Source organism: Halomonas stenophila, assembly GCF_014192275.1.
Classification (GTDB): Bacteria; Pseudomonadota; Gammaproteobacteria; order Pseudomonadales; family Halomonadaceae; genus Halomonas; species Halomonas stenophila.
In genome coordinates this window covers 117,604-143,895 of sequence record NZ_JACHXR010000009.1, presented here as the reverse complement: position 1 = coordinate 143,895, position 26,292 = coordinate 117,604, and the positions used below count along the sequence as shown (strand labels likewise).

Below are 26,292 nucleotides of genomic sequence, written 5' to 3'. Positions count from 1 at the left end.
AAGAAGGCCACCACGATGGTCTGCACCGCCACGCCGCCGGGCAGGCGGCCGGCGAACACGCGCATGGCGTTGAACAGGTCCTTGGCGATGCCCGAGCGGTCGAGCAGCGAGGCCATCAGCACGAACATCGGCACCGCCACCAGCGAGTACTCGGTGACGAAGCCGTAGACCCGGCTGGTGACCAGCGGCAGGGCGTCGGGGCCGAACCAGCCGAAGGTGAAGGCCAGCGCCACCAGGCCGGTGATGAAGGCCAGCGGCAGGCCGGTGACCAGCAGCGCGAAGATCAGGCCCACCAGCAGCAGGGTTCCGTCGGCGATCGTCATGATTGCCCCCCTCGAGATGCGATATCGGGACGGCGGCGCAGCGCGCGGATCAGATGCAGGAAGGCCTGTACGCACATGATCGCCAGCGCCAGCAGGATCACGCCCTTCACCAGCGCCGGGATGGGCGGGTTCCAGGAGGTGCCGGAGCGCTCCAGCTGCCACTCGCCCAGCGGGTTGTGGGAAGCCGACCAGAACATGGTATAGGCGGCGTAGGTCATGCCCAGGCAGAACAGGAAGGTCACCAGGTCATTGAAGCGGTCGAGCCACAGCTTGGCCTGGGGACCGACGCTGTCGTAGAGCACCCGCACCCGGATATGCCGATTGCAGGCCAGGGCCGCGGGGCCGCCGAGGGCGAAGCCGACCGCCACCAGCATGACCACGCTTTCATGCACCCAGGAGGTCGGCGAGCCGAAGGCGTAGCGCATGATGACCTCATAGACGCTGATCGCCATGGCGATGAACACCAGCCAGGCGGCGCCGCGGGCGGCCCGGATCACGCCGCGGTCGAAGACGCCGCGCACGGGGGCATGGGCATGTTCCGGCTCGCCGGCGGTGGCCGCGGAGAGTTCCTCCTCGTCGCCGGCGACGTGCCCCTCGTCGACGGGGAGGCGGTCGTCGTGATTCTTGGGAGACATGACTCCTCCGGGCGGCGCCGAGGCGCCGCCATGGTCAGAAGAAAACCAACGGGGCCGTTAAGGATCGGGGCTATCCCGGCGGCAGGCCTGCCCCCGGCGCCCCTCGCCAACTGCGATAGAACGGGTCCCTGGAACCCCGTCGGGGGGTGGTCGCCGGGGTTACAGCAGGCCGCGGGATTCCAGGAAGGCGGTGGCCGAGTCGTAGACCTTCCGGGTCATCTCGTTCTTGCCGGCCCACTCGCGCCACTCCTGTTCGGCGGCCTGGCGGAAGCGCTTGCGCTCCTCGGCGGACAGGTCGATGGGGGTGACGTCCGGGTTGTCGTTGAGCGCCTGCAGCGTCTCGATGTCCTGTGCCTTGAGGCGCGCGATCAGGTCGTAGGCCATGCCGTCGAAGGCGGTCTCGAGGGTGGTCTTCAACTCGTCGGGCAGGCCGTCCCAGATCTCCTTGTTGAGCGACACGGCGATCATCGGCATGGAGTGAAAGCCCGGGTAGAGGGGGTAGGGCGCGAACTCGTGGATCCCCATGGCGTCGTTGTTGGACAGCACCGTGGAGTCGGCGGCGTCGATCACGCCCTTCTCCAGGCCGGTGTAGACCTCCGAGCCCGGCAGGTTGACCGGCGTGGCGCCGATGCGCTCGAAGATGTTGTAGACCATGCCCTGGGGCGCGCGGATCTTGAGCCCCTCGAAGTCATCGATGGACTCGATCGGCACGGTGGAGGGGATCGACTCCAGGGGGAAGGTCGCCGCGCTGATCAGCTGGGTGCCGTAGGGGTTGGCCAGCTCGTTGTAGAGCGCCTCGCCGCCGCCGTACTTCATGTACTCCAGGAAGTCGTAGGAGTTGCTCCAGGCGCCGACCAGGTTGCCCAGCATGCCGAAGGCGGGATTCTGGCCCGAGAAGTAGCTGGGGTCGGTCATGTGGCCCTGGAGGATGCCGGAGGACACCGCCTGCAGGGTCTCGGTGGGGCCGACCACCGAGTTGATCGGCAGGATCTCGATGTGCACCCGGCCATCGGTCATGGTCTCGATCTTGTCGGCCCACTCCTGCTTGATCTTGAAGCTGGGTTCCCCGGCGGTCTCCGAGGCCTGGAACTTCCACTCGTACTCCGCCGCCTGGGCCGTGGACAGGCCGAGCATCAGCGCCGTGCCGGTGAGCAGCAGGCTGGGCTTGAGGTGGGGCATCTGATCTCTCCATCGAAGCGGGTTGTTGTGTCGTGGCGTCTGTCTTGTCGTTACCGGGCTTAAATGTTGTACATATGCCATATTTGTTCAACATATACTTTCGTATGTATCGACTACGCGCCGCCGTCAGGCTACCGTCATGGCCAGGCCGCCCACGTTCGAGGCGACAGACAGGCCGCGAGACACGATGAAGGAGAGCTTCCCATGACCGACAGCAAGCGCCGGTTGCGCAGTGCCGAATGGTTCGGCAGCGCCGACAAGAACGGCTTCATGTACCGCAGCTGGATGAAGAACCAGGGCATTCCCGACCACGAGTTCCAGGGCAAGCCGATCATCGGCATCTGCAACACCTGGTCGGAGCTGACGCCCTGCAACGCCCACTTCCGCAAGATCGCCGAGCACGTCAAGAAGGGCATCCTCGAGGCCGGTGGCTATCCGGTGGAGTTCCCGGTGTTCTCCAACGGCGAGTCCAACCTGCGGCCCACGGCGATGTTCACCCGCAACCTGGCGAGCATGGATGTCGAGGAGGCGATCCGCGGCAACCCCATGGACGCGGTAGTGCTGCTGGTGGGCTGCGACAAGACCACCCCGGCGCTGCTGATGGGCGCGGCGAGCTGCGACCTGCCGACCATCGTGGTCACCGGCGGGCCGATGCTCAATGGCAAGCACGAGGGCAAGGACATCGGCTCGGGGACCGTGGTCTGGCAGCTCTCCGAGCAGGTCAAGGCGGGCAAGATCTCGATTCACGACTTCATGGCCGCCGAGGCCGGCATGTCGCGCTCGGCGGGGACCTGCAACACCATGGGCACCGCCTCGACCATGGCCTGCATGGCCGAGTCGCTGGGCACCTCGCTGCCCCACAACGCGGCGATCCCGGCGGTGGACTCGCGGCGCTACGTGCTGGCGCACCTGTCCGGCAACCGCATCGTCGAGATGGTCGACGAGGACCTCAGGCTGTCGAAGGTGCTGACCCGCGAGGCCTTCGAGAACGCCATCCGCACCAACGCGGCGATCGGCGGCTCGACCAACGCGGTGATCCACCTCAAGGCCATCGCCGGGCGCATCGGCGTCGACCTGGCGCTGGATGACTGGACGCGCATCGGCCGCGGCACGCCGACCATCGTCGACCTGCAGCCGTCGGGGCGCTTTTTGATGGAGGAGTTCTATTACGCCGGCGGGCTGCCCGCGGTGCTCAAGCGCCTCGGCGAGGCCGACCGGCTGCCCCACAAGGACGCCCTGACCGTCAACGGCAGGACCCTGTGGGAAAACGTCTGCGAGGCGCCGCTCTACGACGACGAAGTGATCCGCCCGCTCGACGCTCCATTACGCGCCGATGGGGGCATGTGCGTGCTGCGCGGCAACCTGGCCCCGGGCGGCGCGGTGCTCAAGCCCTCGGCGGCGAGCCCCGAGCTGATGCAGCATCGCGGCCGCGCCGTGGTGTTCGAGAACTTCGACGACTACAAGGCGCGCATCAACGACCCCGACCTGGCGGTCGACGCCGACAGCATCCTGGTGATGAAGAACTGCGGCCCGCGCGGCTATCACGGCATGGCCGAGGTCGGCAACATGGGCCTGCCGTCCAAGCTGCTGGAGCAGGGCGTCACCGACATGGTGCGCATCTCGGACGCGCGCATGAGCGGCACCGCCTACGGCACCGTGGTGCTGCACGTCGCGCCGGAGGCGTCGGCCGGCGGCCCGCTGGCGGCGGTGCGCAACGGCGACTGGATCGAGCTCGACTGCGACGGCGGCCGCCTGCACCTGGAGGTCGACGAGGCGGAACTCGAGGCGCGGCTGGCCGAGGGCGACCCCACCGCGGCATCGAGGGAGATCGCCCGCAGCGGCGGCTATCGCCAGCTCTACATCGAGCACGTGCTGCAGGCCGACGAGGGCTGCGACTTCGACTTCCTGGTCGGCAAGAGGGGCGCCGACGTGCCGCGCCACTCGCACTGAGGCGACGGGACGCGAGGCTCGAAGATAGGGGGTGGTGCCTCGCCACGCCGCTTGCCTCCGGCAGGCCTCAAGGCTATCGCAGTTAGCGTTATCGCTCGGGGCTGATCCGTCGACAGGTCTGCGAGGGGGCGCTGTGAACCCCTCCATGGGCGCTACCGACGCCCTGCGGCGCTCTCGCGTCCCGCTTCGCTTGCAGGGCCGGTGCTGGCCATCCATGGCCAGCCCGTTCGGAGCAGTGCTCCTCACCCCTGGCGTAGGACCCCCTCTTCGACCTGTCCCCGGCGCCCCTCGCCAGATCCAACTGCGATAGCCCTGCGGCAGGCCTCGCGGGAAGTGGCGGTAGCGCCGGCTGGCTGAGCCGAAATGTCGGCCAGGGGATACCGCCGTCGGCGGGGATGCCGGTGCTGTCCCGCCACCGGCATCGTCGTGAGGGGGCGGGCGGTTATCAGGGTTCGGCGGGACGGGCGATGTGTGCCGGGGCATTCCGGGACCGTACCACCCGGTAACCCACGGCCCCGGCGATGACCAGCATGCCCCCGCAGCCGACGGCCAGGGCGTAGGCGCCGGTGACCGCGGATTCGGGGATGCCGAACTGGCCGGCGAGGGCGGCCAGCGTATCGGCGTACTGGCGCCACAGGAAGGTGCCCACGGCGACGCCCGACAGCATGGTGAACGCGGCCACCCAGCGGGAACCGGCCATCCAGCCACTGGGCTCGTGCTCGTCGTCGCGATGCAGGAAGGCCCGATAGTCGCGCTCGGCCTGGCTGACCCGGGTCAGCGCCGAGGCCACCACGATGGCCACCAGTGCCATCAGGGTGCCGAGCACCACGGGGTGCAGGTAGACCGGCAGCTCGAGCCACCCGGCCTGGACCAGCAGCGACAGGATGAGGTTGCCGACGAAGCCCACCGCCAGGCCCCAGCCGGCGCCGGCGGCGGTGATCCGGCGGCTCCAGATGCTCATCAGCGCCACCGGGCCCCAGGAAGAGGCGAACAGGGTCGCCGCGAACCACACGACGGCCATCACCGCCGGCGGCTGGAACAGCGCCAGCACCAGGGCGATCAGCCCGGCCGCCAGCACGGCGATCCGGCTGGTGCGCATGGCCGCGGCCTCACTGCGGTTGGCGGGCAGGATGTCGTTGGAGATGCTGAAGCCGATGATCGACAGGAAGGTCGAGCAGGAAGACAGGCCGGCGGCGAACACCCCGGTGAGGATCACCACGCCCAGCCAGGTCGGCAGGATGTTGAGGGCGGCCCATACCATGGCGTGCTCGCCGTCGAGGGTGGGGTCGTAGAGGTTGATGGCCGCGCCGGTCATCATCATCAGGGCGTAGAAGACGGCCAGCGACACCGCGGTGAGCATCGCCGAGCGCATCACCACGTGCTCGTTGCGCGCCATCAGGTAGCGGCTGGACTGCCAGGGACTCGCTGCCAGCACGGCGGCCCACACCAGGCCCAGGGTCAGGCCCCAGGTCAGGGCTTCGCCCGGCGTCGAGAAGGTCGCGTCCTCGCCCTGGAGGACACCGTGCCACAGCGCGATGTCGGGCTTGTCGCCCTGGGCCAGCAGCCCCTCGACGACGCCGTGCCAGCCGCCCAGGTCCTGGATGATGTAGAGCGAGCCGCCGAGGGCGGCCACCGAGAAGATCACGAACATCACCGTGTCGGTGAGCATCACGCCCGGCGAGCCGGAATAGAGGATGAAACCGGTGTAGGTCAGCCACACCAGCACCAGCCCGACCCAGTAGGGCAGCCCGGTGAGCTCCTCGAACATGATGCCGGCACCCTGCATCACGCCCAGCAGGTAGGCCCCCAGGCCCACCACGGTGGTCAGGCCGGCGATGGTCTGCACGCGCTTCGAGGCGAAGCGCTTGCCGAAGAACTCGGGCACCGTCAGGGTGCCGCTGCGCCGCAGGTAGCGCCCGAAGGCCAGGGCGCCGAGCAGGCACCCGGAGGTGCTGATGGCGGCGAAGATCAGCATCACGAAGGGATAGCCCTGGTAGGCGAAGCCGGTCTCGCCGAGGAAGGCGCTGGTGCTCAGGTAGCTGGCGACCAGGGTGCCGAGGATGAGAAAGGTCGGGGCGTTGCGCCCGGCGACCAGGTAGTCGTCGAGGTGCTTGACCCGACGCCCGGCCAGGTGGCCGATGACGAAATAGCCGATCAGGCTCAGCAGGATGGCGCTTGTATAGACCATGGCAGAAACCGTGTTGGATGGTTGGGGGGTGCCATGATGCAGGCCGGACATCCGATTATCGTTCTCTGTGCGTCATGCCGAAGGATGTATACGACATCGCTCCAGAACGCGCCCGCTAGTGGCAGCGGCGCTAAGGAGCCCGTCGTCGCTTCTCTTCCTTCCTCCAGGCGTGGCCTGCCTGCACGGCGCCGGCAAGCGCCCTTTCGGGGAGGGCCCCGGTGTCCCGGTCGGTCTTCTACGGCCAATTGAATATATTCAACATACGGTTGGTATGTTTAACTTATCCCCGGCGGTAACGACGCCATCATCACGATAGAGGTGCAGACATGGCCCAAGAGTCACGCCGGATCTCCCCCGACCAGCTCCGCTCGCGGTGGTGGTTCGACAACCCCGATCACCCCGGCACCACCGCGCTATGCATCGAGCGCTACCTGAATCAGGGCATCACCCTGGAGGAGCTCACGAGTGGCCGGCCGATCATCGGCATCTGCCAGTCGGGTTCCGACCTGACGCCCTGCAACCGCCACCATGTGGAGCTCGCCAAGCGGGTCAAGGACGGCATCCGCGCCGCCGGCGGGGTGCCCTTCGAGTTCCCCATGCACCCCATCCACGAGAACGTGCGCCGGCCCACCGCGGCGCTGGACCGCAACCTGGCCTACCTGGGCCTGGTGGAGGTGCTGCACGGCTACCCGTTGGACGGGGTGGTGCTGACCACCGGCTGCGACAAGACCACCCCGGCGGCGCTGATGGCCGCGGCCACGGTCAATATCCCGGCGATCGTGCTGTCCGGCGGGCCCATGCTCAACGGCTGGCGCGGCGCCGAGCGCGTCGGCTCGGGTACCGTGGTGTGGGAGATGCGCAAGCGCCTCGCCGCCGGCGACATCGACTACCCCGAGTTCCTCTCCAGGATCGCCGACTCCGCGCCCTCGGTGGGCCACTGCAACACCATGGGCACCGCCTCGACCATGAACGCGCTGGCCGAGGCGCTGGGCATGAGCCTGCCCGGCTCGGCGATGATTCCCGGCCCCTACAAGGAGCGTGGCGCGGTTGCCTACCGGACCGGCGAGCGCATCGTCGACCTGGTCCGGGAGGACCTGCGGCCGAGTGACATCCTGACTCGCGAGGCGTTCGAGAACGCCTTGGTCACCTGCTCGGCGCTGGGTGGCTCCTCCAATGCGCCGATCCATGTCAACGCCATCGCCCGGCATGCCGGCGTCGCCCTCGACAACGACGACTGGCAGCGCCTGGGCCACGAGATTCCGCTGTTGGCCAACGTGATGCCGGCCGGGGCCTATCTGGGCGAGGAGTTCCACCGCGCCGGCGGCGTGCCGGCGGTGATGCACGAGCTGCTGGACGCCGGCCGGCTCCACGGCGAGGCGATCACCGTCAACGGCCGGACGCTGGCCGAGAACCTGGCCGGCCGCGAGACCCGGGATCCCGAGGTGATCCGCCGCTACGCCAACCCGCTGGTCGAGCACGCCGGCTTCCTCAACCTCAAGGGCAACCTCTTCGACTCGGCGCTGATGAAGACCAGCGTGATCTCCGCCGACTTCCGCCGGCGCTTCCTCGAGGCCCCGGACGATCCCCAGGCCTTCGAGGGTCGCGTGGTGGTCTTCGATGGCGCCGAGGACTACCATGCGCGCATCGACGACCCGGCGCTCGCCATCGACGCGACCACCATCCTGGTGATGCGCGGCGCCGGCCCGGTGGGGCATCCCGGCGGCGCCGAGGTGGTCAACATGCAGCCGCCCGAGGCGCTGATTCGTGCCGGCATCGAGTCCTTGCCGTGCCTGGGCGACGGGCGCCAGTCGGGCACCTCGGGCTCGCCGTCGATCCTCAACGCCGCCCCGGAGGCGGCCACCGGCGGGCCCCTGGCGCTGCTCGAGAGCGGCGACCGGCTGCGGGTCGACCTGGGTCGCGGCGAGGTCCGGCTGCTGGTGGACGACGCCACCCTGAGCCGGCGCCGGGAGCGGCTCGAGGCCGTCGGCGGCTATGCCTATCCGCCCCACCAGACGCCCTGGCAGGAGATCCAGCGCTCGATGGTCGAGCCGCTGGATCGCGGCATGATCCTGGCGCCGGCGCCGCAGTATCGCGACGTGGCGCGCCGCAGCCCGCCGAGGGATAACCACTAGCCCGTCGCCGGAGCGCTCGGCGCCTCCGACGCGACCCACCGAGGAGAGCCTCATGTCCGTCTTTCGCCTGGGCCTGGTCGGTGTCGGCAAGATCGCCCGCGACCAGCACCTGGCCGCCATCGCCGCCACCCCCGGCCTCGAACTCGTCGCCACGGCGGATCCCCATGCCCGTCTCGACGGTGTCACCGACTATCGGTCCCTGGCGGCGATGCTCGACGCGGAGCCGAGCCTGGACGGGGTGGCGATCTGCACCCCGGCCCACCTGCGTCACGAGCTCGCCTCCCTGGCGCTGCGCCGCGACAAGGCGGTGCTGCTGGAGAAGCCCCCCGGCGCGACCCTGGCCGAGATCGAGGACCTGAGGAGCCTCGCCGCGGCGCGGGGTCAGGTGCTGTTCGCCGCCTGGCACTCGCGTTTCGCGCCGGGAATCGCCACCGCCAGGGCGTGGTTGGCCGACAAGGCCGTGCGCGCCGTGGCCATCCGCTGGCATGAAGACGTGCGGGTCTGGCACCCCGGCCAGCGCTGGCTCTGGGAAGCCGGGGGCATGGGGGTCTTCGACCCCGGCATCAACGCGCTGTCGATCGCCACCGAGCTGCTGGCGCCGTTCTTCCTGCGCCGCGCCACCCTCGAGGTTCCCCAGAACTGCCAGACGCCGATCGCCGCGGCCCTCGCGTTCCGCACCGCCGCGGGGGTCGAGATCGAGGCCGATTTCGACTTCCGCCACGAAGACCCGCCGTGCTGGCAGATGCGCATCGATACCGCGCAGGGCGTGTTGACGCTTGAGGAGGGGGGCGCCCGCCTGGTCATCGACGGCGAGACGCTGATGGAGGAGCCGGAGCGGGAGTACCCGGGCGTGTACGCGCACTTCCGCGACCTGCTCGAGCGCGGGGAGAGCGATATCGACATCGCCCCCCTGCGCCACGTGGCCGACGCCCTGATGCTCGGCCATCGGCGTGCCGTGGCGCCGTTCCACGACTGACGAGCTCCCGATCACCGGGTTTACGGCGGCCGGGCCCCTCAGCGGATCTCGCGGCGGCGGATCACCTCGCGCAGTTGGGTGGTGAGGGCCGCCGCCCCGGGCGACAGGCGCTTGGCCCTCAGGGTGACCAGGCCGTAGGGCTGGACGTTCACCGGCTGCGGGGTCGGCAGCAGGCAGAAACGCTGTGGGTCGCAGAGCAGCTCGGCCACTTCCCGGGTGGTTACCGTCAGGGTGTCGGAAGCCGCCACCAGGGCCAGCGATACCAGGATATCCGGGGTGTCGACGACCTGCTTGGGGGGCGCCAGGCCGTGATAGCTGAGCAGGTAGTCGAAGCGCTGGCGCATCAGGGCGCCGGGCGGCTGCAGGGACCAGGGGTAGTCGATCATCTCGACCAGCTCGGGGGCGGCCGTGGCCGTCAGCGGATGGCCGTGCCGGCAGATCAGGCTGATGACCTCCTCGCCGATCTCCTCGAAGACGAACTGGCCGTGATCGAAGCCCGCCGGGATGCGGCACAGGGCGATATCGAGCTCGCCCTCGACCAGGCGCGGGATCAGCCGCTGACTGACGTCCACGTCGACGCTCACCTTGAGCCCGGGCAGGTCGCTGCGTGTGGCTTCCAGGGCCTGGGACAGCAGGGTGACCGCGGGATCCATGACCGTGCCCACCGAGACGCGGCCGGCATTGCCGGCACGCAGGGCGTTGAGCTCGTCCCCGGTCTGCTGCAACTCCGAGAGCATGCTGCGGGCCCGACGCACCATGATCTCGCCATACCAGTTGGGGTCGAGCCCCCGGGCGTGACGCTCGAAGAGCCTGACGTCGAGTCGGGCTTCCAGCTCGGCGAGCAGTTTCGAGGCGGCGGGCTGGCTGATCGCCAGGCTGGCGGCGGCGCGATGCAGGTTGCGATGCTCGTCGAGGGCGGCGAGCAACTGCAGGTGGCGACACTTGAGTCGCACGTCGAGAAACCAGTCCGGCGTCAGGCGACCGTCATGGGCAGGAGGCGTCATGGGCATGATAACCAGATGAATATGAGTAGAGCGCCAAGCCAGTATCAGCGGTTACCAGAAGCGGTGTCCAGAGAGAACCCATCGCCACCAAGGCAATCACAGTTGGCTCTGTTCCCCTCGATGCTGCGATCACCGGGAGTGACCGACCGGAGCCCTACCCGGTGGCATTTCTCGACCCGCTGAGTCGGCCGCCCGCCAGACCGGCCCGGCGCACCGCGTCCGTTGGCCACACACTTTAGTCGCAGCGCATTCGCCCCCGTCGTCCTGCCCGTGTCCCCACAGCGCCCCTTCGTTCAGGCTGATAACCATATGGATATCACTTTATGCGCCGAATGCTATTGGAGAGTTATGGTTGTCACGGCGTAGGGTGACCATGACCGCGGCAGCTGAAGGGCTGCCCGCGGGGTGCATAACAACAATCGAGATCACCACAGGAGTACGCGATGAGACCCCTTTCTCGACTCGCCACCGTTACCCTGGGCGCCGGCCTGGCCCTGTCTGCCCCCACCATCGCCCTGGCCCAGGAGGAGGTGACCCTGGGCTTCATCGTCAAGAAGCCCGAGCAGGCCTGGTTCATCAACGAGCAGCAGGCCGCCACCGCCCTCGGCGAGGAACAGGGCTTCGAGGTGGTACGCCTGGCCGGCGAGGACGGCCAACAGGTGCTGAGCGCCATCGACAACCTCCATTCCCAGGGCGCCCAGGGCTTCGTGATCTGCCCGCCGGACGTGCGCCTGGGCCCGGCGATCATGAACCGCGCCGAGCAGTACGGCATGAAGGTGGTCACCGTCGATGACCGCTTCGTCGGCCCCGATGGCGAGCCCATGGAGACGGTCCCCCACCTGGGCATGTCCGGCTACAAGATCGGCCAGCAGGTCGGCGAGGCCCTCGCCGCCGAGATGGAGGCGCGCGGCTGGAATCCCGAGGAGGTCGCCGCGCTGCGCATCACCAACTACGAGTTGCCCACCGCCAAGGAGCGCACCGACGGCGCCACCGATGCCCTGCTCGAGGCCGGCTTCCCCGAGGGCAACATCTTCGATGCCCCCCAGCAGAACAGCGATACCGCCAGTGCCTTCTCGGCGGCCTCGCCGGTGTTCGCCAAGCGCGGCGACTACGAGCACTGGGTGATCTATGCGCTCAACGAGGAGAGCGTGCTGGGGGGCGTGCGGGCCAGCGAGCAGTATGGCCTGGGCGCCGAGGACGTGATCGGCGTGGGCATCAACGGCTCCGGCGCCGCCTTCGCCGAGTTCTCCCGCGAGGCCCCCACCGGCTTCCACGGCACCGTGGCGGTGAGCTCCACCATGCATGGTCGCCAGACCGCGGAGAACCTCCATGCCTGGGTCACCGAGGGCGACGAGCCGCCGGCCAACACCGTGACCTCCGGCACCCTGATGACCCGCGACAACTGGCAGGCCGTGCGCGATGAGCTCGGCCTCTGATCCCGCCCGCTGAGGAGTCTGCCCCCATGTCAGAACCCTATCTGCGTTTCGACGGCATCAGCGTCGAGTTTCCCGGCGTGCGCGCGCTGGACGGGGTGAGCTTCGCCGCCCAGGCCGGCCAGGTGCATGCCCTGATGGGCGAGAACGGCGCCGGCAAGTCGACCCTGCTCAAGGTGCTCAGCGGCGTCAATCGCGTCACCGAGGGCGCCCTGTGGCTGGGCGGCGAGCGCCACGTCTTCGTCAACGCCCGCGAGGCCCTCGGCCAGGGGGTCGCCATCATCTACCAGGAGCTGACGCTGTCGCCCAACCTGTCGGTGGCCGAGAACCTGCTGCTCGGCCAGCTGCCGGCCAGGCGCGGCTTCGTCGATCGCCGCCGCATGCGCGAGGAGGCCCTGCGCATCCTGCGCGACCTGGGCGAGGACGCCATCCATCCCGCCACCAAGGTGCGTGAGCTGTCCATCGGCCAGCAGCAGATGATCGAGATCGGTCGCGCCCTGCTGCGCGATGCCAAGGTGATCGCCTTCGACGAGCCCACCAGCAGCCTCTCCGTGCAGGAGACCCGCCAGCTCAAGCGCATCGTCAAGCGCCTGCGCGACGAGGGGCGGGTGGTGCTCTATGTCACCCACCGCATGGAGGAAGTGTTCGAGATGTGCGATGCGGTCACGGTGTTCCGCGACGGCCGGCACATCCGCACCCACGACAGCCTCGAGGCCCTGGACCACGACACCCTGGTCAGCGAGATGGTGGGGCGCGACATCGAGGACGTCTACGGCTATCGCGCCCGGGAGGCGGGCGAGGAGTTGATGGCCATCGACGCCATCGCCGGCAAGGGGCTGAGCGAGCCGGTCAGCTTCAACGTCCGTCGCGGCGAGGTGTTCGGGCTGTTCGGCCTGGTCGGCGCCGGGCGCAGCGAGCTGATGCGGCTGGTCTGCGGCGTCGAGCGCCCGCGCGGTGGCGAGGTACGCTTCGCCGGCGAGCCGCGCCGCTTCCGCAGCCCCGCCGAGGCGATCCGCGCCGGCATCGCCATGTGCCCCGAGGACCGCAAGTCCCAGGGCATCTTCCCCATCGCCAGCGTCTCCGACAACCTCAACGTCAGCTGTCGACGCTTCTTCAAGCGCTGGGGACTGTTCCGCCAGCCGTCCCGCGAGCTGGCCAACACCCGCGACTACATCCGCCAGTTGAGCATCAAGACGCCGGGGCCGCGGACCCGCATCAGCACCCTGTCCGGCGGCAACCAGCAGAAGGTGATCCTGGCCCGCTGGCTGTCCGAGGAGATCGAGCTGTTCGTCATGGACGAGCCGACCCGCGGCATCGACGTCGGCGCCCGGCGCGACATCTACACCCTGCTCTACGACCTGGCCGACCAGGGCAAGAGCGTGGTGGTGATCTCCAGCGACCTGGCCGAGGTCAGCTCGATCTGCGACCGCATCGGGGTGATGCGCGACGGCGCCCTGGTCGACATCGTGGCACGCGATGACGCCACCCCCGAGCGCCTGCTGGGCCTGGCGCTGCCCGCCTGAACGAATCGCCTGACACCACACCAACTGCGAGAGAGAAGCCTATGAATACGCATGAGATCGCGCAGGGCGAGGGCGCCGCCCCGGCCCGGCCCGAGGGCCGCCAGGGGCTCACCAAGCCGCTGCGTACCCTGCTCGACACCTCGGGGTTGATCGCCATCTTCCTGGTGCTGTTCGTGGCCCTGTCGGTGTTCATCCCCGACTTCCTCACCGGCCGCAACATGATCGGGCTGCTGCTCTCGGTGACGCTGATCGGCACCATCGCCACCACCATGATGCTGGTGCTGGCGCTGGGCGAGGTGGACCTCTCGGTGGCCTCCATCGTGGCCTTCGCCGGGGTGGTCGCCGCGGTGGCCACCTCGGCCTCGGGCAGCGTGATCATCGGCGTGCTCGGCGGGGTGGTCGCCGGCGGCGCGGTGGGGGCCTTCAACGGCTTCGTGGTGGCGCGCTTCGGCATCAACTCGCTGATCGCCACCCTGGCGGCCATGGAGTTCGTGCGTGGCCTGGCCTACATCACCTCCGGCGGCGATGCGGTGATGATCACCGTGCCGGCCTTCTTCGAGCTGGGCAGCGCCTCCTTCCTCGGGCTCACCCTGCCGGTGTGGACCATGATCGCCTGCTTCGTGATCTTCGGCGTGCTGCTCAACATGACCGCCTTCGGGCGCAACGTCCTGGCCACCGGCGGCAACGCCGAGGCCGCGGCCCTGGCGGGGGTCAACGTGCGCCGCCTGAAGATCATCGTCTTCGGCCTGCAGGGCGTGGTCGCCGGCATCGCCGGGGTGCTGCTGACCTCGCGCATGGGCCTCGGCGATCCCAACACCGCCCTGGGCCTGGAGCTCGCCGTGATCTCCGCCTGCGTGCTGGGCGGCGTGGCGCTGTCCGGCGGCATCGCCTCGATCACCGGCGTGCTGGTCGGGGTGCTGATCATGGGCTGCGTGCAGAATGCCATGGGCCTGCTCAACGTGCCGACCTTCTACCAGTACCTGGTGCGTGGCGCCATCCTGCTGCTGGCGGTGATGTTCGACCGCTGGAAGCAGACCCGTCGCTCGCGAGCCTAGTCAGCCGCTTTTCCGAGCGCGATCGGCTCCCATGCTGCGGCGTGGGAGCCGATCGCCTTTCGGGACGGGCCGGCTCACCGCGGCGTCGTGCCGGACGGTCAGGCCTGCGTCGGGGGCAGATCCAGCTGGCTGCCCAGGATGGCGTCGCCGGGGGGGATGCCCAGGGCGTCGGCGGTCCCGGCCAGGACCGCCTGGGCGGCGAGGAAGGCCTCGCGGGGGCGGCGGGCACGGATGCATTCCATCAGCTGGAGGTGGCGCTCCAGGCTCTCCTCGGGGTCGCTGGCGCTGACATTGGACTTCTCGATCAGCATGTAGATCGAGGGCCTGAGGATATGCGAGAGCTGCGCCCAGACGATGTTGTGGGTGGCCTTGTAGATGGCGACATGGAAGGCGACGTCGTAGTCGCTGTGCAGGCGGCCGGCCTCGCCGTTGCCGCCGTGCAGGTTCTGCCCCATGCCCTCGAAGGCCTCCTCGATGGCGACCAGGTCGCGGGCGGTGGCACGCCGGGCGGCGGTCATGGCCACGTAGGGCTCCACGTCGAGGCGAAAGGCCAGGATCTCGCGCTGGATCTCCGGGTTGGGGGTGGCGTAGCGGGTCATCCAGTCGGTGACCAGGGGGTCGAGGATGTTCCAGGCATCGTACTCGCGCACCTTGGAGCCATGTCCGGAGATGCGCTCGATGATGCCGACATCGACCAGCTGACGCAGGTCGCTGCGCACCGCCGAGCGGTTGATCGCGAACCGCTCGGCGAGATCCACTTCCTTGGGCACGAAGTCACCGGGCTGGTAGCGGCCGGAGAAGATCTCCCGGGCGAGGTGGTCGGCGATGCTGGGGCGCACGGTGTCCGGGCGGGAGCGAGTCGACAAGGCGGGTCTCCACTAAATAACCGCGATGCTAGCTTATGTTCAACATACAGGCAATGGCTGGCAAGGGCGCAGGGGCCCGCGGCCGGAGGAGCGGCGAGGCCGGGTCAGGGGTAGCGGCCCGTTCGGCGATTCTCGACCAGCACCTCGAGGATGGCGTTGGCCTCGCGCATGATCTCGCTGGGCGGCTCGCCGCGTCGCCGGCTGCACAGGATGGGGATGGTGATGTGCGTCTCCGCCAGGTAGACATAGTTGATCCCGTCACGCTGCAGCCGGCGAACCTGCTCGGGCACCAGGGTGATGCCCAGGTCCGAGGCCACCAGTCCCAGGGCGGTCTGCATCTCGTTGGCCTCCTGGGCGACCTGCACCCGCAGGCCGCGGCGGCGGAACATGCCGAGCACGGTGTCCGCCATGCTCGGTCGCGGCGTGGCCGGGAACAGGATCAGCGGATACTCGGCCAGCTGCGCCATGGTCGGCGTGGTGCCTTCCAGCGGGTGACCATTGGGCAGCGCCGCCATCATCGGCTCCTCGAACAGCACCTCCTGCTCGACCTCCGGGTCGTCGATGCGCAGCCGGCCGAATCCGATGTCGATGCGACCCGCCTTGAGCGCCTGGATCTGCTGCACCGTGGTCAACTCGACCAGCGTCAGTTCGACGTCATCCTTTTGTCGCAGGCCGCGCACCAGCAGCGGAAGCTGACCGTAGAACACCGACGGCACGAAGCCGATGCCGAACAGCTGGCGCTTGCTGCGGGCGATGCGCCGGGTGCCCGCGACGGTGGTGTCGACCTTTTCCAGTATCTGCAGGGTATGCTCATGAAAGAACTGGCCTGCCGGGGTGAGGGTCAGTCCCCGGGGGCTTCGCTCGAACAGTCGGGTACCGATTTCTTCTTCCAACTGATTGATTTGTCGAGTTAAAGGCGGCTGCGCTATGTGCAGCCGGGCGGCCGCCCGGGTCATGTTCAGTTCCTCGGCCGCCACGCAGAAGTAACGCAGGTGACGAAGCTCCATGATACCTCCAGGGTATGGATAACCACCAAAACCATATTGGTTCCTTTCCCGGGGCGCAATCAAACTGCCTCCAACAGTTCAGCATGCCGCCTTTCGGGAGCCTCCATGTCATCCGTGATCGAATCCATCGAGACGCTGCTGGTCGACCTGCCGACCATCCGCCCCCACAAGCTCTCCATGACCACCATGGCCTGCCAGACGATGGTCATCGTGCGCATGCGCCACAGCGACGGCGTGGAGGGCCTGGGCGAGGGCACCACCATCGGCGGCCTGGCCTACGGTCCCGAGAGCCCGGAGAGCATCAAGCGCAATATCGACGCCTACCTGGCACCACTGCTGATCGGCCAGCCCGCCGACAACCTCAACGTCCTGCGCGCCCGGATGGCCCGCCATACCCGCGGCAACATGATCGCCAAGTCGGCGCTGGAGACCGCGCTGCTCGACGCCCGAGGCAAGCGCCTGGGGCTGTCGGTGGCCGACCTGCTGGGTGGCGCGCGCCACGCGCACCTGCCGGTGCTGTGGACGCTGGCCTCGGGGGATACCGACAAGGACATCGACGAGGCCTTCCAGCGCCTCGACGACCGTCGCCACTGTGATTTCAAGCTGAAGATCGGCGCCCGTGACCTGGACGAGGACGTACGGCATGTCGCGGCCATCAAGGCGGCGCTGGGGGAGCGGGCGAGCGTACGGGTCGACGTCAACCAGGCCTGGGACGAGGCCACCGCGGTGCGTGGCATCGCGGCCCTGCAGGATGCCGGCATCGAGCTGATCGAGCAGGCGCTTCCCGCCCGCGAGCATGCCGGCCTGGTGCGCCTGGCCAACCGCTTCCGGGTGCCGATGCTGGCCGACGAGGCGGTGGCCGACGCCCGCGACGGCCTCGACCTGGCGGCGCGCGGCTTCAGTGGCGCCTTTGCGCTGAAGATCGCCAAGTCCGGCGGACCAGTGGCGGCGCTGGAGCTGGCGCATCTGGCCCAGACCGCCGGCATCGGCCTCTATGGCGGCACCCTGCTCGAGGGCACCCTCGGCACCGCCGCGTCCCTGCATGCCTGGTCGACGCTCGGCGAACTGGCCTGGGGCACCGAGATGTTCGGCCCGCTGCTGCTCGAGGACGACATCGTCGCCGAGCCACTTCGCTATCACGAGTTCGGCGTCGACCTGCCGGCCGGCCCCGGCCTCGGCATCGCCCTCGACGAGGACAAGCTCGCCCACTATTCGCGCAAGTAAGCGTCCAGACCCAGATTCGGAGGAGGAGAGACATGCTGTTTCAAGTGGAAATGACCGTGAAGCTGCCGCCGGACATGCCGGCCGAGCGGGCCGCCGAGATCAAGGCGACCGAGAAGGCTTACGCCCAGGAGCTGCAACGTGCCGGCAAGTGGCGCCACCTGTGGCGGGTCGCCGGCAGCTACGCCAACGTCAGCATCTTCGACGTGCAGGACAACGCCGAACTGCAGGAGATCGTCTCGAATCTCCCGCTCTTTCCGTACATGGAGATCAACGTCACCCCGCTGTGTCGACACCCCTCGTCGGTCCGCGACGACGACAGCTGACTCGATGCCCGAGTCCATCAGATACAACAACACGAGGATGCCAGCATGACCGTAAAGATTTTCGATACTCCCGAGGTCCAGGACTTCCTGAACGCCGTCGCCGGCTTCGACCAGGCCGGCGGCAACGAACGCGCCAAGCAGATCATGCACCGCCTGCTCTCCGACCTGTTCCGGCTGATGGACGACTATGACGTCAGCGCCGAGGAGTTCTGGTCCGCCGTCAGCGTGCTCAACGCCCTGGGCCATGGCACCCAGTTCGGCCTGCTGGCCCCGGGACTGGGCTTCGACCACTACCTGGACATGCGCATGGACGCTGCCGATCGCGAGCGCGGCCTGCTGGGCGGCACCCCGCGCACCATCGAGGGCCCGCTCTACGTGGCCGGCGCCCCGGAGGCCAAGGGCTTCGCGCGCATGGACGACGGCCAGGACCAGGACGGCGAGACCATGTGGCTGACCGGCCAGGTGCGTGACGTCGACGGCCACCCCGTCGCCGGCGCCAAGGTCGAGATCTGGCACGCCAACTCCAAGGGCGGCTACTCCTTCTTCGACCCCACCCAGAGCGAGTACAACCTGCGCCGCAGCATCATCACCGACAGCGAGGGCCGTTACACCGCGAGCAGCATCATCCCCTCCGGCTACGGCTGCCCGCCGGACAGCCCGACCCAGCAGGTGCTCGACCTGCTCGGCCGCCATGGCCAGCGCCCGGCGCACATCCACTACTTCATCTCCGCCCCGGGCCACAAGCACCTGACCACCCAGATCAACCTGGCCGGCGACCCCTACACCTTCGACGACTTCGCCTTCGCCACCCGCGAGGAACTGGTGATGCCGGCCCACCGCATCGAGGACCCGGCCGAGATCGCCAGGCGCGAGTTGGATGGCCCCTTCTCCGAGGTGGTGTTCGACATCGAGCTGGCGAAGACCGACGCCCCCGAACTGCAGGTGCGTCACGCCCGCCCGCGGGCCAAGGAAGACGAGCAGGACAAGCACAGCCAGCTGGCCGGCACCGCCAGGGTCTGAATCGGCCCCTGCCATCGAGCGCACGCGAGGAGCGCCGGGGGCAGGTCGAATGAAGACGTGGACCTGCCGCCGGACAAGCTCCGACGACAGATACGACAACTTACGACAAGACATCGAGGATCTGGATCATGACCACCCAGCTTGACCAACTCGAACAACGCGTCCGCGGCGCCGTCGTCGACGACGCCGACAACGGCATCTTCCGCTGCCACCGCAGCATGTTCACCGACCCGGCCTTCTTCGACCTGGAGATGAAGCACATCTTCGAGGGCAACTGGCTGTTCCTGGCCCACGAGAGTCAGATCAGCGAGCCGGGCGACTACTTCACCGTGACCATGGGCCGCCAGCCGGTGGTCATCACCCGCGACAAGCAGGGCGAGCTGCACGGTCTGATCAACGCCTGCGCCCACCGTGGCGCCACCCTGTGCCGCCGCAAGCAGGGCAACAAGGGCACCTTCACCTGCCCCTTCCACGGCTGGACCTTCAAGAACGACGGCAAGCTGCTCAAGGCCAAGAACGAGAAGAACGGCGCCTACCCGGAGGGCTTCAAGCAGGAAGGCTCCCACGACCTCAAGCGCCTGCCGCGCTTCGCCAACTACAAGGGTTTCCTGTTCGGCAGCCTGAGCGATGACGTCCAGCCGCTGGAAGAGTACCTGGGCGAGACCACCAAGGTCATCGACAACATCGTCGACCAGGCGCCGGAAGGCCTGGAGATCCTGCGCGGCACCTCGTCGTACACCTACAACGGCAACTGGAAGCTGCAGGCCGAGAACGGCGCCGACGGCTACCACGTGAGCTCGGTGCACTGGAACTACGCCTCGACCATGGAGCGGCGCAACTACGACGCCGGCGGCACCAAGGCGGTGGACGCCGACGGCTGGTCGAAGAGCCAGGGCGGCTTCTACTCCTTTGATCACGGCCACATGATGCTGTGGACCCGGCTGCTCAACCCCGAGGTGCGCCCGGTCTACACCCGCAAGGACGAGATCGAGGCCGAGCTCGGCGCGGCGCGGGCCGACTCCATCGTCAACCAGACCCGCAACCTGTGCCTCTACCCCAACGTCTACCTGATGGACCAGTTCTCCACCCAGATCCGCGTGCTGCGTCCGCTGTCCGTCGACAAGACCGAGGTCACCATCTACTGCTTCGCGCCCAAGGGCGAGTCCGCGGAGAACCGCCGGGTGCGTATCCGCCAGTACGAGGACTTCTTCAACGTCTCGGGCATGGGCACGCCGGACGACCTCGAGGAGTTCCGCGCCTGCCAGGACGGCTACAACGGATCGCTGGCCGAGTGGAACGACCTCTCGCGCGGCGCCAAGCAGTGGATCGAGGGGGCCGACGAGAACGCCCAGGCGATCGACATGAAGCCGCTGCTCAGCGGGGCCTCCCCGGAAGACGAGGGCCTCTACGTGCTGCACCACAAGCACTGGGTCGAGGAGATGCTGCGCGCCATCGACAGGGAACGCAGCCAGTTCATCGCCACCGCACGTTCGACCGAGAGTGCGTAAGCGCGCCCGAACCGAGAAGAGGAGAAGAGACCATGAGCATCAGCTACCACGACATCCAGGCCTTCCTGTACCGCGAGGCGCGCCTGCTCGACGACCGCCAGTGGGACGAGTGGCTGGAGTGCTACCGCCAGGACGCCGAGTTCTGGATGCCGGCCTGGGACGACGACGACCGGCTGACCGAGGACCCGCATAGCGAGATCTCGCTGATCTACTACCCCAACCGCGAGGGGCTCGAGGACCGGGTCTACCGGATCAAGACCGAGCGCAGCGGGGCGAGCACGCCGGAGCCGCGCACCACCCACCAGATCACCAACCTCGAGGTGCTGAGGGAGGAGGGCGACAGGGTGGAGCTGCGCTTCAACTGGCACACCCTGAGCCACCGCTACAAGAAGACCGACAGCTACTTCGGCAGCGCCTTCTACACCCTGGACGTGTCGGGGGATGCGCCGCTGATCACCAGAAAAGTCGTGCAACTCAACAACGACTATATCCACCAGGTCATCGACATCTATCACATCTGACCGGGTCACGCTGACCCGGTGCGGGAGGAGATTCGACCATGAGCTATACCATTGCACTCAACTTCGAGGACGGCGTCACCCGTTTCATCGGCTGCAAGGCAGGGGAAACGGTCCTCGACGCCGCCTACCGGCAGAAGGTCAACCTGCCCATGGACTGCTCCGATGGCGTCTGCGGCACCTGCAAGGGTCACTGCGAGCAGGGTGAATTCGACATGGGCGACGAATACCTGGAGGAAGCGCTCTCCGACGAGGAGGCCGCCGAGGGCCAGGTGCTGACCTGCCAGATGGTGCCGTCCACCGACTGTGTCGTCCAGGTACCGGTGGCCTCGAGCCTGTGCAAGACCGCGGTGGGCAAGGTCGAAGGCACCGTGGCCGTGGTCGAGCCACTCTCCGAGGACAGCATCGAGCTGGCCATCGACCTCGATGACGGCGCCGAGCTGGCCTTCCTGCCCGGCCAGTACATCCATATCGACGTGCCGGGCACCGCCGAGCATCGCTCCTACTCCTTCAGCTCGCTGCCGGGGGAGAAGCGTGCCACCTTCCTGATCCGCAACATCCCGAACGGGGTCATGAGCGGCTACCTGACCGAGCGGGCCGCCGTGGGCGATCGACTGACCCTGACCGGGCCCCTCGGCAGCTTCTACCTGCGCGAGGTCAAGCGCCCGGTGCTGATGCTGGCCGGTGGCACCGGGCTGGCGCCCTTCCTCTCCATGCTCGAGCAGTTGGTGGAGAAGGGCTGCGATGCCCCGATCCACATGATCTACGGCGTCAACAAGGACGATCACCTGGTCAAGACCGACGCCCTGGATGCCTTCGCCGAGCAGTTGCCGGGCTTCACGTACACCACCGTGGTGGTGGACGAGGAAAGCCGGAATCCGCGCAAGGGCTATGTGACCCACCACATGGACGCCGGGGTGATGCACGACGGCGACGTGGACGTCTACCTGTGCGGACCGCCGCCGATGGTCGACGCCGTGCTCAAGCACTTCGACGAGCAGGGCATCGTGCCGCAGAGCTTCCATTACGAGAAGTTCACCCCCAACCAGGCACCCGGGGAGGCCGCATGAACCGCCAACGTTTCGACGCCCCACGTTTCCAGGACCGGGTGATGGTGATCACCGGGGCCGCCCAGGGCATCGGCCAGCGCGTCGCCGAGCGCGCCGCCGCCGAGGGGGCCCGCCTGGCCCTGGTGGACCGTGCCGACCATGTCCAGGCGGTGGTGGCCGAGTTGCGCGAGCAGGGGGCCGAGGCCATCGCCCTGCAGGCCGACCTGGAGACCTGGGAGGGCGCCGAGGACGCCATGACCCGGGCCCGAGAGCACTTCGGGCGTCTCGATATCCTGATCAACAACGTGGGCGGGGCGATCAACTTCAAGCCGTTCACCGAGTTCAGCGATACCGAGATCTCGGCCGAGATCACCCGTTCGCTGATGCCGACCCTGTGGTGCTGCCGCGCGGCTCTGCCCGGCATGGTGGAGCAGGGCAGTGGCGTCATCGTCAACGTGTCCTCGGCGGCGACCCGCGGTATCCACCGGATTCCCTACTCGGCGGCCAAGGGCGGCGTCAACGCCATGACGGCGTCGCTGGCCTTCGAATACGCCGAGCACGGCATTCGAGTGGTGGCCACGGCGCCGGGCGGTACCGAGGCGCCGCCGCGGCGGATCTCGCGCGGCACGCCGGAGCCCCGCAATGAAACGGAGCAGGCCTGGTTCCAGGCGCATATCGATCAGACCAAGGCGAGCTGCCTGATGGGCCGCTACGGCACCCTGGACGAGATGGCCGCGCCGATCCTGTTCCTCGCCTCCAGCGATGCCAGCTACATCACCGGCACGGTGGTGCCGGTGGCCGGTGGCGACCTGGGCTAGCCGGCCGATGGCGCGTACGCATCGGGCATTCTCCTGACCTCCAACGACAATAACCCCTGGAGCAGATCATGAAGCATATCGAAAAAGGCGTGGGTCTCATGTCCGCGCCACGCGACTTCATCCGCGATCTCAACGCCGACAACTTCAGCGCCGGCCTGGTCGCCGGGATCTTCGGCCTCAGCGCCGGTATCATCCATATCAGTGCCGGCACCGCCGCCGGGCTCCCCCAGGAGTTCACGCTGCTCTGGGTGATCAGCTATCTGATGATCAACGGCCTGTTCGGGCTCTTCCTGCCGGCCTACTACCGACTGCCGCTGCCGATGGCCAACTCCATCCCCGGCGCGCTGCTGTTCGCGGCCATCATTCCCGTGGTCGGCCTCAACGAGGCCCTGGGAGCGACCCTGATCGCCGGGGCCATCGCCTTGGTCGTCGGCCTGGCCGGCATGATGAGCCTGGTCATGCGACTGATCCCGATGCCGATCGTCATGGGCATGGTCGCGGGCATCCTGCTCAAGTTCGGCATCAACATGGTGATGCCGCTGCAGAACGCCATACTGCCGGCCGTCGTGATGATCCTGTCCTTCTTCTTCGCGGCTCGCTACCTGCGCCCAGTGCCCCCCCTGGTCGTCACCCTGCTGGTCGGCGTCGGGTACATGGCCGCCTCCGGCGCCGACTTCTCGAGCGTGGAGTTCTCGTTCCGGCTCCCCGAGTTCATCATGCCCGCCTTCACCCTGGAGGCCTTCCTGGCCTACGGCCTGCCCCTGGCGCTGATCCTGGTGGGCATGGAGACGCCCGCCGGCGTGGGCCTGGTCAAGGGCATGGGCTTCAAGGAGGCGCCGGCCAATGCCATCACCGCCGTGGGGGGCTTCGGCACCATGGTCTCGGCCTTCTTCAACCTGCACAGCACCTGCATCGCCGCGCCGATGACCGGCATCTGTTCCGGGCCGGAAGCCGGCAGCCACGACAAGCGCTGGGTGGCCGCGGTCATCGTCGGCATCATCTTCGTCGTGGCCGCCCCCTTCTACGGCTTCGTGTTCAGCCTGATTGAGGCCATGCCGAGCTACTTCATCGCCATCATCGCCGGGCTGGCCCTGCTGCGGGTGATCAGTTCCGCGATGCACATGACCTTCTCCGGCAAGCACGAGGTGGGGGCGATGTTCTCCTTCCTGATCGCCGTCTCGGGCCTCCAGATCCTCGGCATCGGCTCCTCCTTCTGGGCGCTGGTGCTGGGCGCGGGGCTCTCGATGCTCGTCGAGTTCAAGGACTTCGACTTCACCTTCGAGCGCCGCCCGCTGTCCAGGAAGGCCGGCTAGGCGCGGCGTCCACCCCGGCATCCTCCCTTGGCCCGTGCCAGCGATGGTGGAGCGGGCCTTTTTTCCTTCGTCGGCAGCCTCGCGTGCCGCCTTTCCGTTTCCCCGCCGAGGTTCTCGTCATGCGACTCCATCAGGACTGCTCCCTTCCCGCCGTCACCGCCGGCTTCGTGGCGGTGCTGGTCTCCTATGCCGGCCCCCTGGCCATCTTCTTCCAGGCCGCCCAGAGTGCCGAGATCTCCGGCGCCATGATGACCTCCTGGGTCTGGGCCATCTCCATGGGGGCCGCCGTCTCCGGCATCGGGCTCAGCCTGTGGCTCAGGGTGCCGGTGGTCACCGCCTGGTCGGCGCCGGGCACGGCGCTGCTGGTCACGCTCTTCCCGGGACTGTCGCTCGGCGAGGCGGTGGGCGCCTACCTCACCGCGGCGGCGGTGATCCTCGTGATCGGCATCACCGGTTCCTTCGACCGCATCATCCGGGCGATTCCGCCGGGCATCGCCAGCGCCATGATGGCCGGCATCCTCTTCCAGTTCGGCGTCGGCGTCTTCGTCTCGCTGGAATCGGTGCCGGCGCTGGCCATCGGCATGCTCCTGGCTTACCTGGTGTTCAAGCGCCTGACGCCGCGCTACAGCCTGGTGCTGCTGCTGATCGTCGGCGTCGTCCTGGCGGTCGTCCTGGAGGGGGCGAGCCTCGAGGGCGTGACGCTCAGCCTGGCCTCACCCCAGTTCATCCGCCCCGAGTGGACCTGGCAGGGCACCCTGAGCCTGGCGATCCCGCTGGTGCTGGTCAGCCTGACCGGCCAGTTCCTGCCGGGCATGGCGATCCTGCGCACCGCCGGCTACGACACCCCGGCCCGGCCCATCGTCACCGTCGCCAGCTTGACCTCCCTCGTGACCGCCTGCTTCGGTGGCATCACCACGGTGATCGCCGCCATCACCGCGGCGATCTGCACCAGCCCGGAGGCCCACGAGAACCCGGACAAGCGCTATGTCGCCGGCGTGGCCAACGGCGTCTTCTACCTGGTCGGGGGGACCCTGGCCGGTACCATCGTGGCGCTGTTCACCTCGCTGCCCGGCGAGTTCGTCGCGGTGCTGGCCGGCCTGGCGCTGATCGGTGCCATCGCCAGCAACGTCAGCGCCTTCGCCGCCTGCAAGGATCACCTGGAGGCCTCGGTGATCACCTTCCTCGCCACGGCCTCCGGCATGAGCTTCCTGGGGCTCGGCTCGGCCTTCTGGGGCGTGGTGGTCGGCGCCCTGGCCTACGGCCTGCTGCATCGGCCGCTGGCCATGCCGAGCCGTCGCGCCACGACGAGCGCCGCACGACGCTGACTCGCCCGGCGCGTGGAACCCTCGGGCTGCCGCCGGGCAGGCTGCGGTGATAGGCTCGCCATCAGCCCGGTCGACAGGCGGCCGGACCGATGACGGGAGACTGCGGATGACGGCGAGTCGAGGTGCCTGGAGGAGCGGAAGGAGCATGAGAGGATGGATCGGCCGGCTGAGCCTGCTGGGCATGGCCCTCGGCCTGACGGGCTGTGCCATGTTCGCGCCGGCGCCGCCCCGGGACCAGACGAACCTGTGCGAGATCTTCCGTGAGCAACCGGACTGGTACGACGCCTCCCGGGACGCCCAGCAGAAATGGGGGACGCCGATCTGGACGCAGATGGCCTTCATCGAGCGGGAGTCGTCCTTTCGCAGCCACGTGAAGCCCCCACGGCAACGCCTGCTCGGCTTCATCCCCTGGACCCGGCCATCGTCGGCCTACGGCTACGCCCAGGCCCAGGACCCGGTGTGGGGAGAGTACCAGGTAGAGGCGGCCGGCTGGTTCGCCAGCCGCAGCGACATGGAGGATGCCACCGACTTCATCGGTTGGTACAACGCGCGCACCCGGCGCATGACGGGGGTGTCGCTGCACAACCCCGAGCACCTCTACCTGGCCTACCACGAGGGTCAGGGCGGCTATCGGCGAGGGTCCTACCGCAACAAGCCCGGCGTGCGGCGCGCCGCCCGGCAGGTCGCCGCGACCGCCGGGCGCTATCGCGCGCAGCTGGCCGCCTGCGAGGCTGAGTTCCGCTGCGATCGCTTCTATCAGGTCTGGCCGTTCTGCCGAGGCTGACCGAGCGAGGGAGGCATTCGAGGCGCTGGACCGTTCGTGGCACACTGTGTCGCAGATTCGCAGGCGGGGAGCCGCCTTCGCCGTGCAGGCCGCTCGGCCGGCCACCTCGGCCGCTGGTGGGTCCCGACGCTTGCGAATG

General features: G+C 68.3%; 23 protein-coding genes. 16 read left to right on the top strand and 7 right to left on the bottom strand.

The window, feature by feature from the left end; genetic code table 11:
- The 3 genes from FHR97_RS15055 to FHR97_RS15045 all read right to left on the bottom strand — a co-directional run.
- Nucleotides 1-323: TRAP transporter large permease subunit (locus FHR97_RS15055; protein WP_183384612.1), on the bottom strand; the 323-nt coding region annotated here is incomplete at its 3' end.
- A complete protein-coding gene (locus tag FHR97_RS15050; RefSeq protein WP_183384611.1) occupies nt 320-958 on the bottom strand; it encodes a TRAP transporter small permease subunit in 639 nt (212 codons plus the stop codon). The genes FHR97_RS15050 and FHR97_RS15055, both read right to left, overlap by 4 nt.
- A 159-nt stretch (nt 959-1,117) precedes the next feature.
- On the bottom strand, nt 1,118-2,137 hold the full coding sequence (locus FHR97_RS15045; RefSeq protein WP_183384610.1) for a TRAP transporter substrate-binding protein: 1,020 nt from the start codon (nt 2,135-2,137) through the stop codon (nt 1,118-1,120).
- A 204-nt stretch (nt 2,138-2,341) separates the two neighbouring features.
- Here FHR97_RS15045 and FHR97_RS15040 point away from each other — a divergent pair, with 204 nt between their 5' ends.
- Nucleotides 2,342-4,087 carry an IlvD/Edd family dehydratase gene (locus FHR97_RS15040; RefSeq protein WP_183384609.1) on the top strand — a complete coding sequence of 582 codons (1,746 nt, stop codon included), beginning with the start codon at nt 2,342-2,344 and terminating at the stop codon, nt 4,085-4,087.
- Between the two features lie 445 nt (nt 4,088-4,532).
- Here FHR97_RS15040 and FHR97_RS15035 read toward each other — a convergent pair whose 3' ends face one another.
- On the bottom strand, nt 4,533-6,275 hold the full coding sequence (locus FHR97_RS15035; RefSeq protein WP_183384608.1) for a sodium:solute symporter family protein: 1,743 nt from the start codon (nt 6,273-6,275) through the stop codon (nt 4,533-4,535).
- A gap of 326 nt (nt 6,276-6,601) precedes the next feature.
- Between FHR97_RS15035 and FHR97_RS15030 the strand changes: the two genes are divergently transcribed.
- Nucleotides 6,602-8,407, top strand: a complete 1,806-nt coding sequence (locus FHR97_RS15030; protein WP_183384607.1) for an IlvD/Edd family dehydratase — start codon at nt 6,602-6,604, stop codon at nt 8,405-8,407.
- A gap of 52 nt (nt 8,408-8,459) precedes the next feature.
- Complete coding sequence (locus FHR97_RS15025; RefSeq protein ID WP_183384606.1) at nt 8,460-9,383, top strand: Gfo/Idh/MocA family protein; 924 nt, start codon at nt 8,460-8,462, stop codon at nt 9,381-9,383.
- A 38-nt stretch (nt 9,384-9,421) separates the two neighbouring features.
- Here the strand turns inward: FHR97_RS15025 and FHR97_RS15020 are convergent, their stop codons facing one another.
- Nucleotides 9,422-10,387, bottom strand: a complete 966-nt coding sequence (locus tag FHR97_RS15020) for a LysR family transcriptional regulator (RefSeq protein WP_183384605.1) — start codon at nt 10,385-10,387, stop codon at nt 9,422-9,424.
- A gap of 443 nt (nt 10,388-10,830) precedes the next feature.
- On the opposite strand from FHR97_RS15020, the gene FHR97_RS15015 reads away from it, so the two are divergent.
- Genes FHR97_RS15015 through araH form a run of 3 tightly spaced genes read left to right on the top strand, consistent with a single transcriptional unit; the run spans nt 10,831 to nt 14,398 of the window.
- On the top strand, nt 10,831-11,823 hold the full coding sequence (locus tag FHR97_RS15015) for an arabinose ABC transporter substrate-binding protein (RefSeq protein WP_183384604.1): 993 nt from the start codon (nt 10,831-10,833) through the stop codon (nt 11,821-11,823).
- Between the two features lie 26 nt (nt 11,824-11,849).
- The gene (gene araG / locus FHR97_RS15010) at nt 11,850-13,343 is read left to right on the top strand and encodes an L-arabinose ABC transporter ATP-binding protein AraG (RefSeq protein WP_183384603.1); all 1,494 of its coding nucleotides are present in this window, start codon (nt 11,850-11,852) and stop codon (nt 13,341-13,343) included.
- A 41-nt stretch (nt 13,344-13,384) separates the two neighbouring features.
- Entirely contained in the window at nt 13,385-14,398 is a 1,014-nt protein-coding gene (gene araH, locus FHR97_RS15005) for an L-arabinose ABC transporter permease AraH (protein ID WP_183384602.1), read from the top strand.
- A 98-nt stretch (nt 14,399-14,496) separates the two neighbouring features.
- On the opposite strand, the gene FHR97_RS15000 is transcribed toward araH, so the two are convergent.
- Nucleotides 14,497-15,264, bottom strand: a complete 768-nt coding sequence (locus FHR97_RS15000) for a FadR/GntR family transcriptional regulator (protein ID WP_221187818.1) — start codon at nt 15,262-15,264, stop codon at nt 14,497-14,499.
- A 104-nt stretch (nt 15,265-15,368) separates the two neighbouring features.
- The gene (locus FHR97_RS14995; protein WP_183384601.1) at nt 15,369-16,271 is read right to left on the bottom strand and encodes a LysR family transcriptional regulator; all 903 of its coding nucleotides are present in this window, start codon (nt 16,269-16,271) and stop codon (nt 15,369-15,371) included.
- A gap of 105 nt (nt 16,272-16,376) precedes the next feature.
- On the opposite strand from FHR97_RS14995, the gene FHR97_RS14990 reads away from it, so the two are divergent.
- The 10 genes from FHR97_RS14990 (at nt 16,377) to FHR97_RS14945 (ending at nt 26,153) form a co-directional block, all read left to right on the top strand.
- Complete coding sequence (locus FHR97_RS14990) at nt 16,377-17,495, top strand: muconate cycloisomerase family protein (protein WP_183384600.1); 1,119 nt, start codon at nt 16,377-16,379, stop codon at nt 17,493-17,495.
- Between the two features lie 32 nt (nt 17,496-17,527).
- Nucleotides 17,528-17,818 carry a muconolactone Delta-isomerase gene (gene catC, locus FHR97_RS14985; protein ID WP_183384599.1) on the top strand — a complete coding sequence of 97 codons (291 nt, stop codon included), beginning with the start codon at nt 17,528-17,530 and terminating at the stop codon, nt 17,816-17,818.
- A gap of 45 nt (nt 17,819-17,863) precedes the next feature.
- On the top strand, nt 17,864-18,838 hold the full coding sequence (catA, locus tag FHR97_RS14980) for a catechol 1,2-dioxygenase (protein WP_183384598.1): 975 nt from the start codon (nt 17,864-17,866) through the stop codon (nt 18,836-18,838).
- Between the two features lie 128 nt (nt 18,839-18,966).
- A complete protein-coding gene (locus FHR97_RS14975) occupies nt 18,967-20,346 on the top strand; it encodes a Rieske 2Fe-2S domain-containing protein (protein ID WP_183384597.1) in 1,380 nt (459 codons plus the stop codon).
- 32 nt (nt 20,347-20,378) lie between these two features.
- On the top strand, nt 20,379-20,867 hold the full coding sequence (gene benB / locus FHR97_RS14970) for a benzoate 1,2-dioxygenase small subunit (RefSeq protein ID WP_183384596.1): 489 nt from the start codon (nt 20,379-20,381) through the stop codon (nt 20,865-20,867).
- A 38-nt stretch (nt 20,868-20,905) separates the two neighbouring features.
- Nucleotides 20,906-21,934 (top strand): benzoate 1,2-dioxygenase electron transfer component BenC, encoded by a 1,029-nt coding sequence (gene benC / locus FHR97_RS14965; RefSeq protein ID WP_183384595.1) that lies wholly within the window; start codon nt 20,906-20,908, stop codon nt 21,932-21,934.
- Nucleotides 21,931-22,731, top strand: coding sequence for a benzoate diol dehydrogenase BenD (benD, locus tag FHR97_RS14960; RefSeq protein WP_183384594.1), 801 nt, complete (start codon nt 21,931-21,933; stop codon nt 22,729-22,731). Before benC ends, benD begins: the two co-directional genes overlap by 4 nt.
- 68 nt (nt 22,732-22,799) lie before the next feature.
- Nucleotides 22,800-24,044, top strand: coding sequence for a benzoate/H(+) symporter BenE family transporter (locus tag FHR97_RS14955; RefSeq protein ID WP_183384593.1), 1,245 nt, complete (start codon nt 22,800-22,802; stop codon nt 24,042-24,044).
- A 119-nt stretch (nt 24,045-24,163) separates the two neighbouring features.
- Nucleotides 24,164-25,369 (top strand): benzoate/H(+) symporter BenE family transporter, encoded by a 1,206-nt coding sequence (locus FHR97_RS14950; RefSeq protein ID WP_183384592.1) that lies wholly within the window; start codon nt 24,164-24,166, stop codon nt 25,367-25,369.
- Nucleotides 25,370-25,514: 145 nt separating this feature from the next.
- Entirely contained in the window at nt 25,515-26,153 is a 639-nt protein-coding gene (locus FHR97_RS14945) for a transglycosylase SLT domain-containing protein (RefSeq protein WP_183384591.1), read from the top strand.
- The last annotated feature ends 139 nt before the right edge of the window (nt 26,154-26,292 follow it).

Excerpts from the sequence above, each read along its gene's own strand:
- FHR97_RS15050 (WP_183384611.1), bottom strand. The coding sequence starts at position 958 with ATGTCTCCCAAGAATCACGACGACCGCCTCCCCGTCGACGAGGGGCAC.
- FHR97_RS15045 (WP_183384610.1), bottom strand. The coding sequence starts at position 2,137 with ATGCCCCACCTCAAGCCCAGCCTGCTGCTCACCGGCACGGCGCTGATG.
- FHR97_RS15040 (WP_183384609.1), top strand. The coding sequence starts at position 2,342 with ATGACCGACAGCAAGCGCCGGTTGCGCAGTGCCGAATGGTTCGGCAGC.
- FHR97_RS15035 (WP_183384608.1), bottom strand. The coding sequence starts at position 6,275 with ATGGTCTATACAAGCGCCATCCTGCTGAGCCTGATCGGCTATTTCGTC.
- FHR97_RS15030 (WP_183384607.1), top strand. The coding sequence starts at position 6,602 with ATGGCCCAAGAGTCACGCCGGATCTCCCCCGACCAGCTCCGCTCGCGG.
- FHR97_RS15025 (WP_183384606.1), top strand. The coding sequence starts at position 8,460 with ATGTCCGTCTTTCGCCTGGGCCTGGTCGGTGTCGGCAAGATCGCCCGC.
- FHR97_RS15020 (WP_183384605.1), bottom strand. The coding sequence starts at position 10,387 with ATGACGCCTCCTGCCCATGACGGTCGCCTGACGCCGGACTGGTTTCTC.
- FHR97_RS15015 (WP_183384604.1), top strand. The coding sequence starts at position 10,831 with ATGAGACCCCTTTCTCGACTCGCCACCGTTACCCTGGGCGCCGGCCTG.
- araG (WP_183384603.1), top strand. The coding sequence starts at position 11,850 with ATGTCAGAACCCTATCTGCGTTTCGACGGCATCAGCGTCGAGTTTCCC.
- araH (WP_183384602.1), top strand. The coding sequence starts at position 13,385 with ATGAATACGCATGAGATCGCGCAGGGCGAGGGCGCCGCCCCGGCCCGG.
- FHR97_RS14995 (WP_183384601.1), bottom strand. The coding sequence starts at position 16,271 with ATGGAGCTTCGTCACCTGCGTTACTTCTGCGTGGCGGCCGAGGAACTG.
- FHR97_RS14990 (WP_183384600.1), top strand. The coding sequence starts at position 16,377 with ATGTCATCCGTGATCGAATCCATCGAGACGCTGCTGGTCGACCTGCCG.
- catC (WP_183384599.1), top strand. The coding sequence starts at position 17,528 with ATGCTGTTTCAAGTGGAAATGACCGTGAAGCTGCCGCCGGACATGCCG.
- catA (WP_183384598.1), top strand. The coding sequence starts at position 17,864 with ATGACCGTAAAGATTTTCGATACTCCCGAGGTCCAGGACTTCCTGAAC.
- FHR97_RS14975 (WP_183384597.1), top strand. The coding sequence starts at position 18,967 with ATGACCACCCAGCTTGACCAACTCGAACAACGCGTCCGCGGCGCCGTC.
- benB (WP_183384596.1), top strand. The coding sequence starts at position 20,379 with ATGAGCATCAGCTACCACGACATCCAGGCCTTCCTGTACCGCGAGGCG.
- benC (WP_183384595.1), top strand. The coding sequence starts at position 20,906 with ATGAGCTATACCATTGCACTCAACTTCGAGGACGGCGTCACCCGTTTC.
- benD (WP_183384594.1), top strand. The coding sequence starts at position 21,931 with ATGAACCGCCAACGTTTCGACGCCCCACGTTTCCAGGACCGGGTGATG.
- FHR97_RS14955 (WP_183384593.1), top strand. The coding sequence starts at position 22,800 with ATGAAGCATATCGAAAAAGGCGTGGGTCTCATGTCCGCGCCACGCGAC.
- FHR97_RS14950 (WP_183384592.1), top strand. The coding sequence starts at position 24,164 with ATGCGACTCCATCAGGACTGCTCCCTTCCCGCCGTCACCGCCGGCTTC.
- FHR97_RS14945 (WP_183384591.1), top strand. The coding sequence starts at position 25,515 with ATGAGAGGATGGATCGGCCGGCTGAGCCTGCTGGGCATGGCCCTCGGC.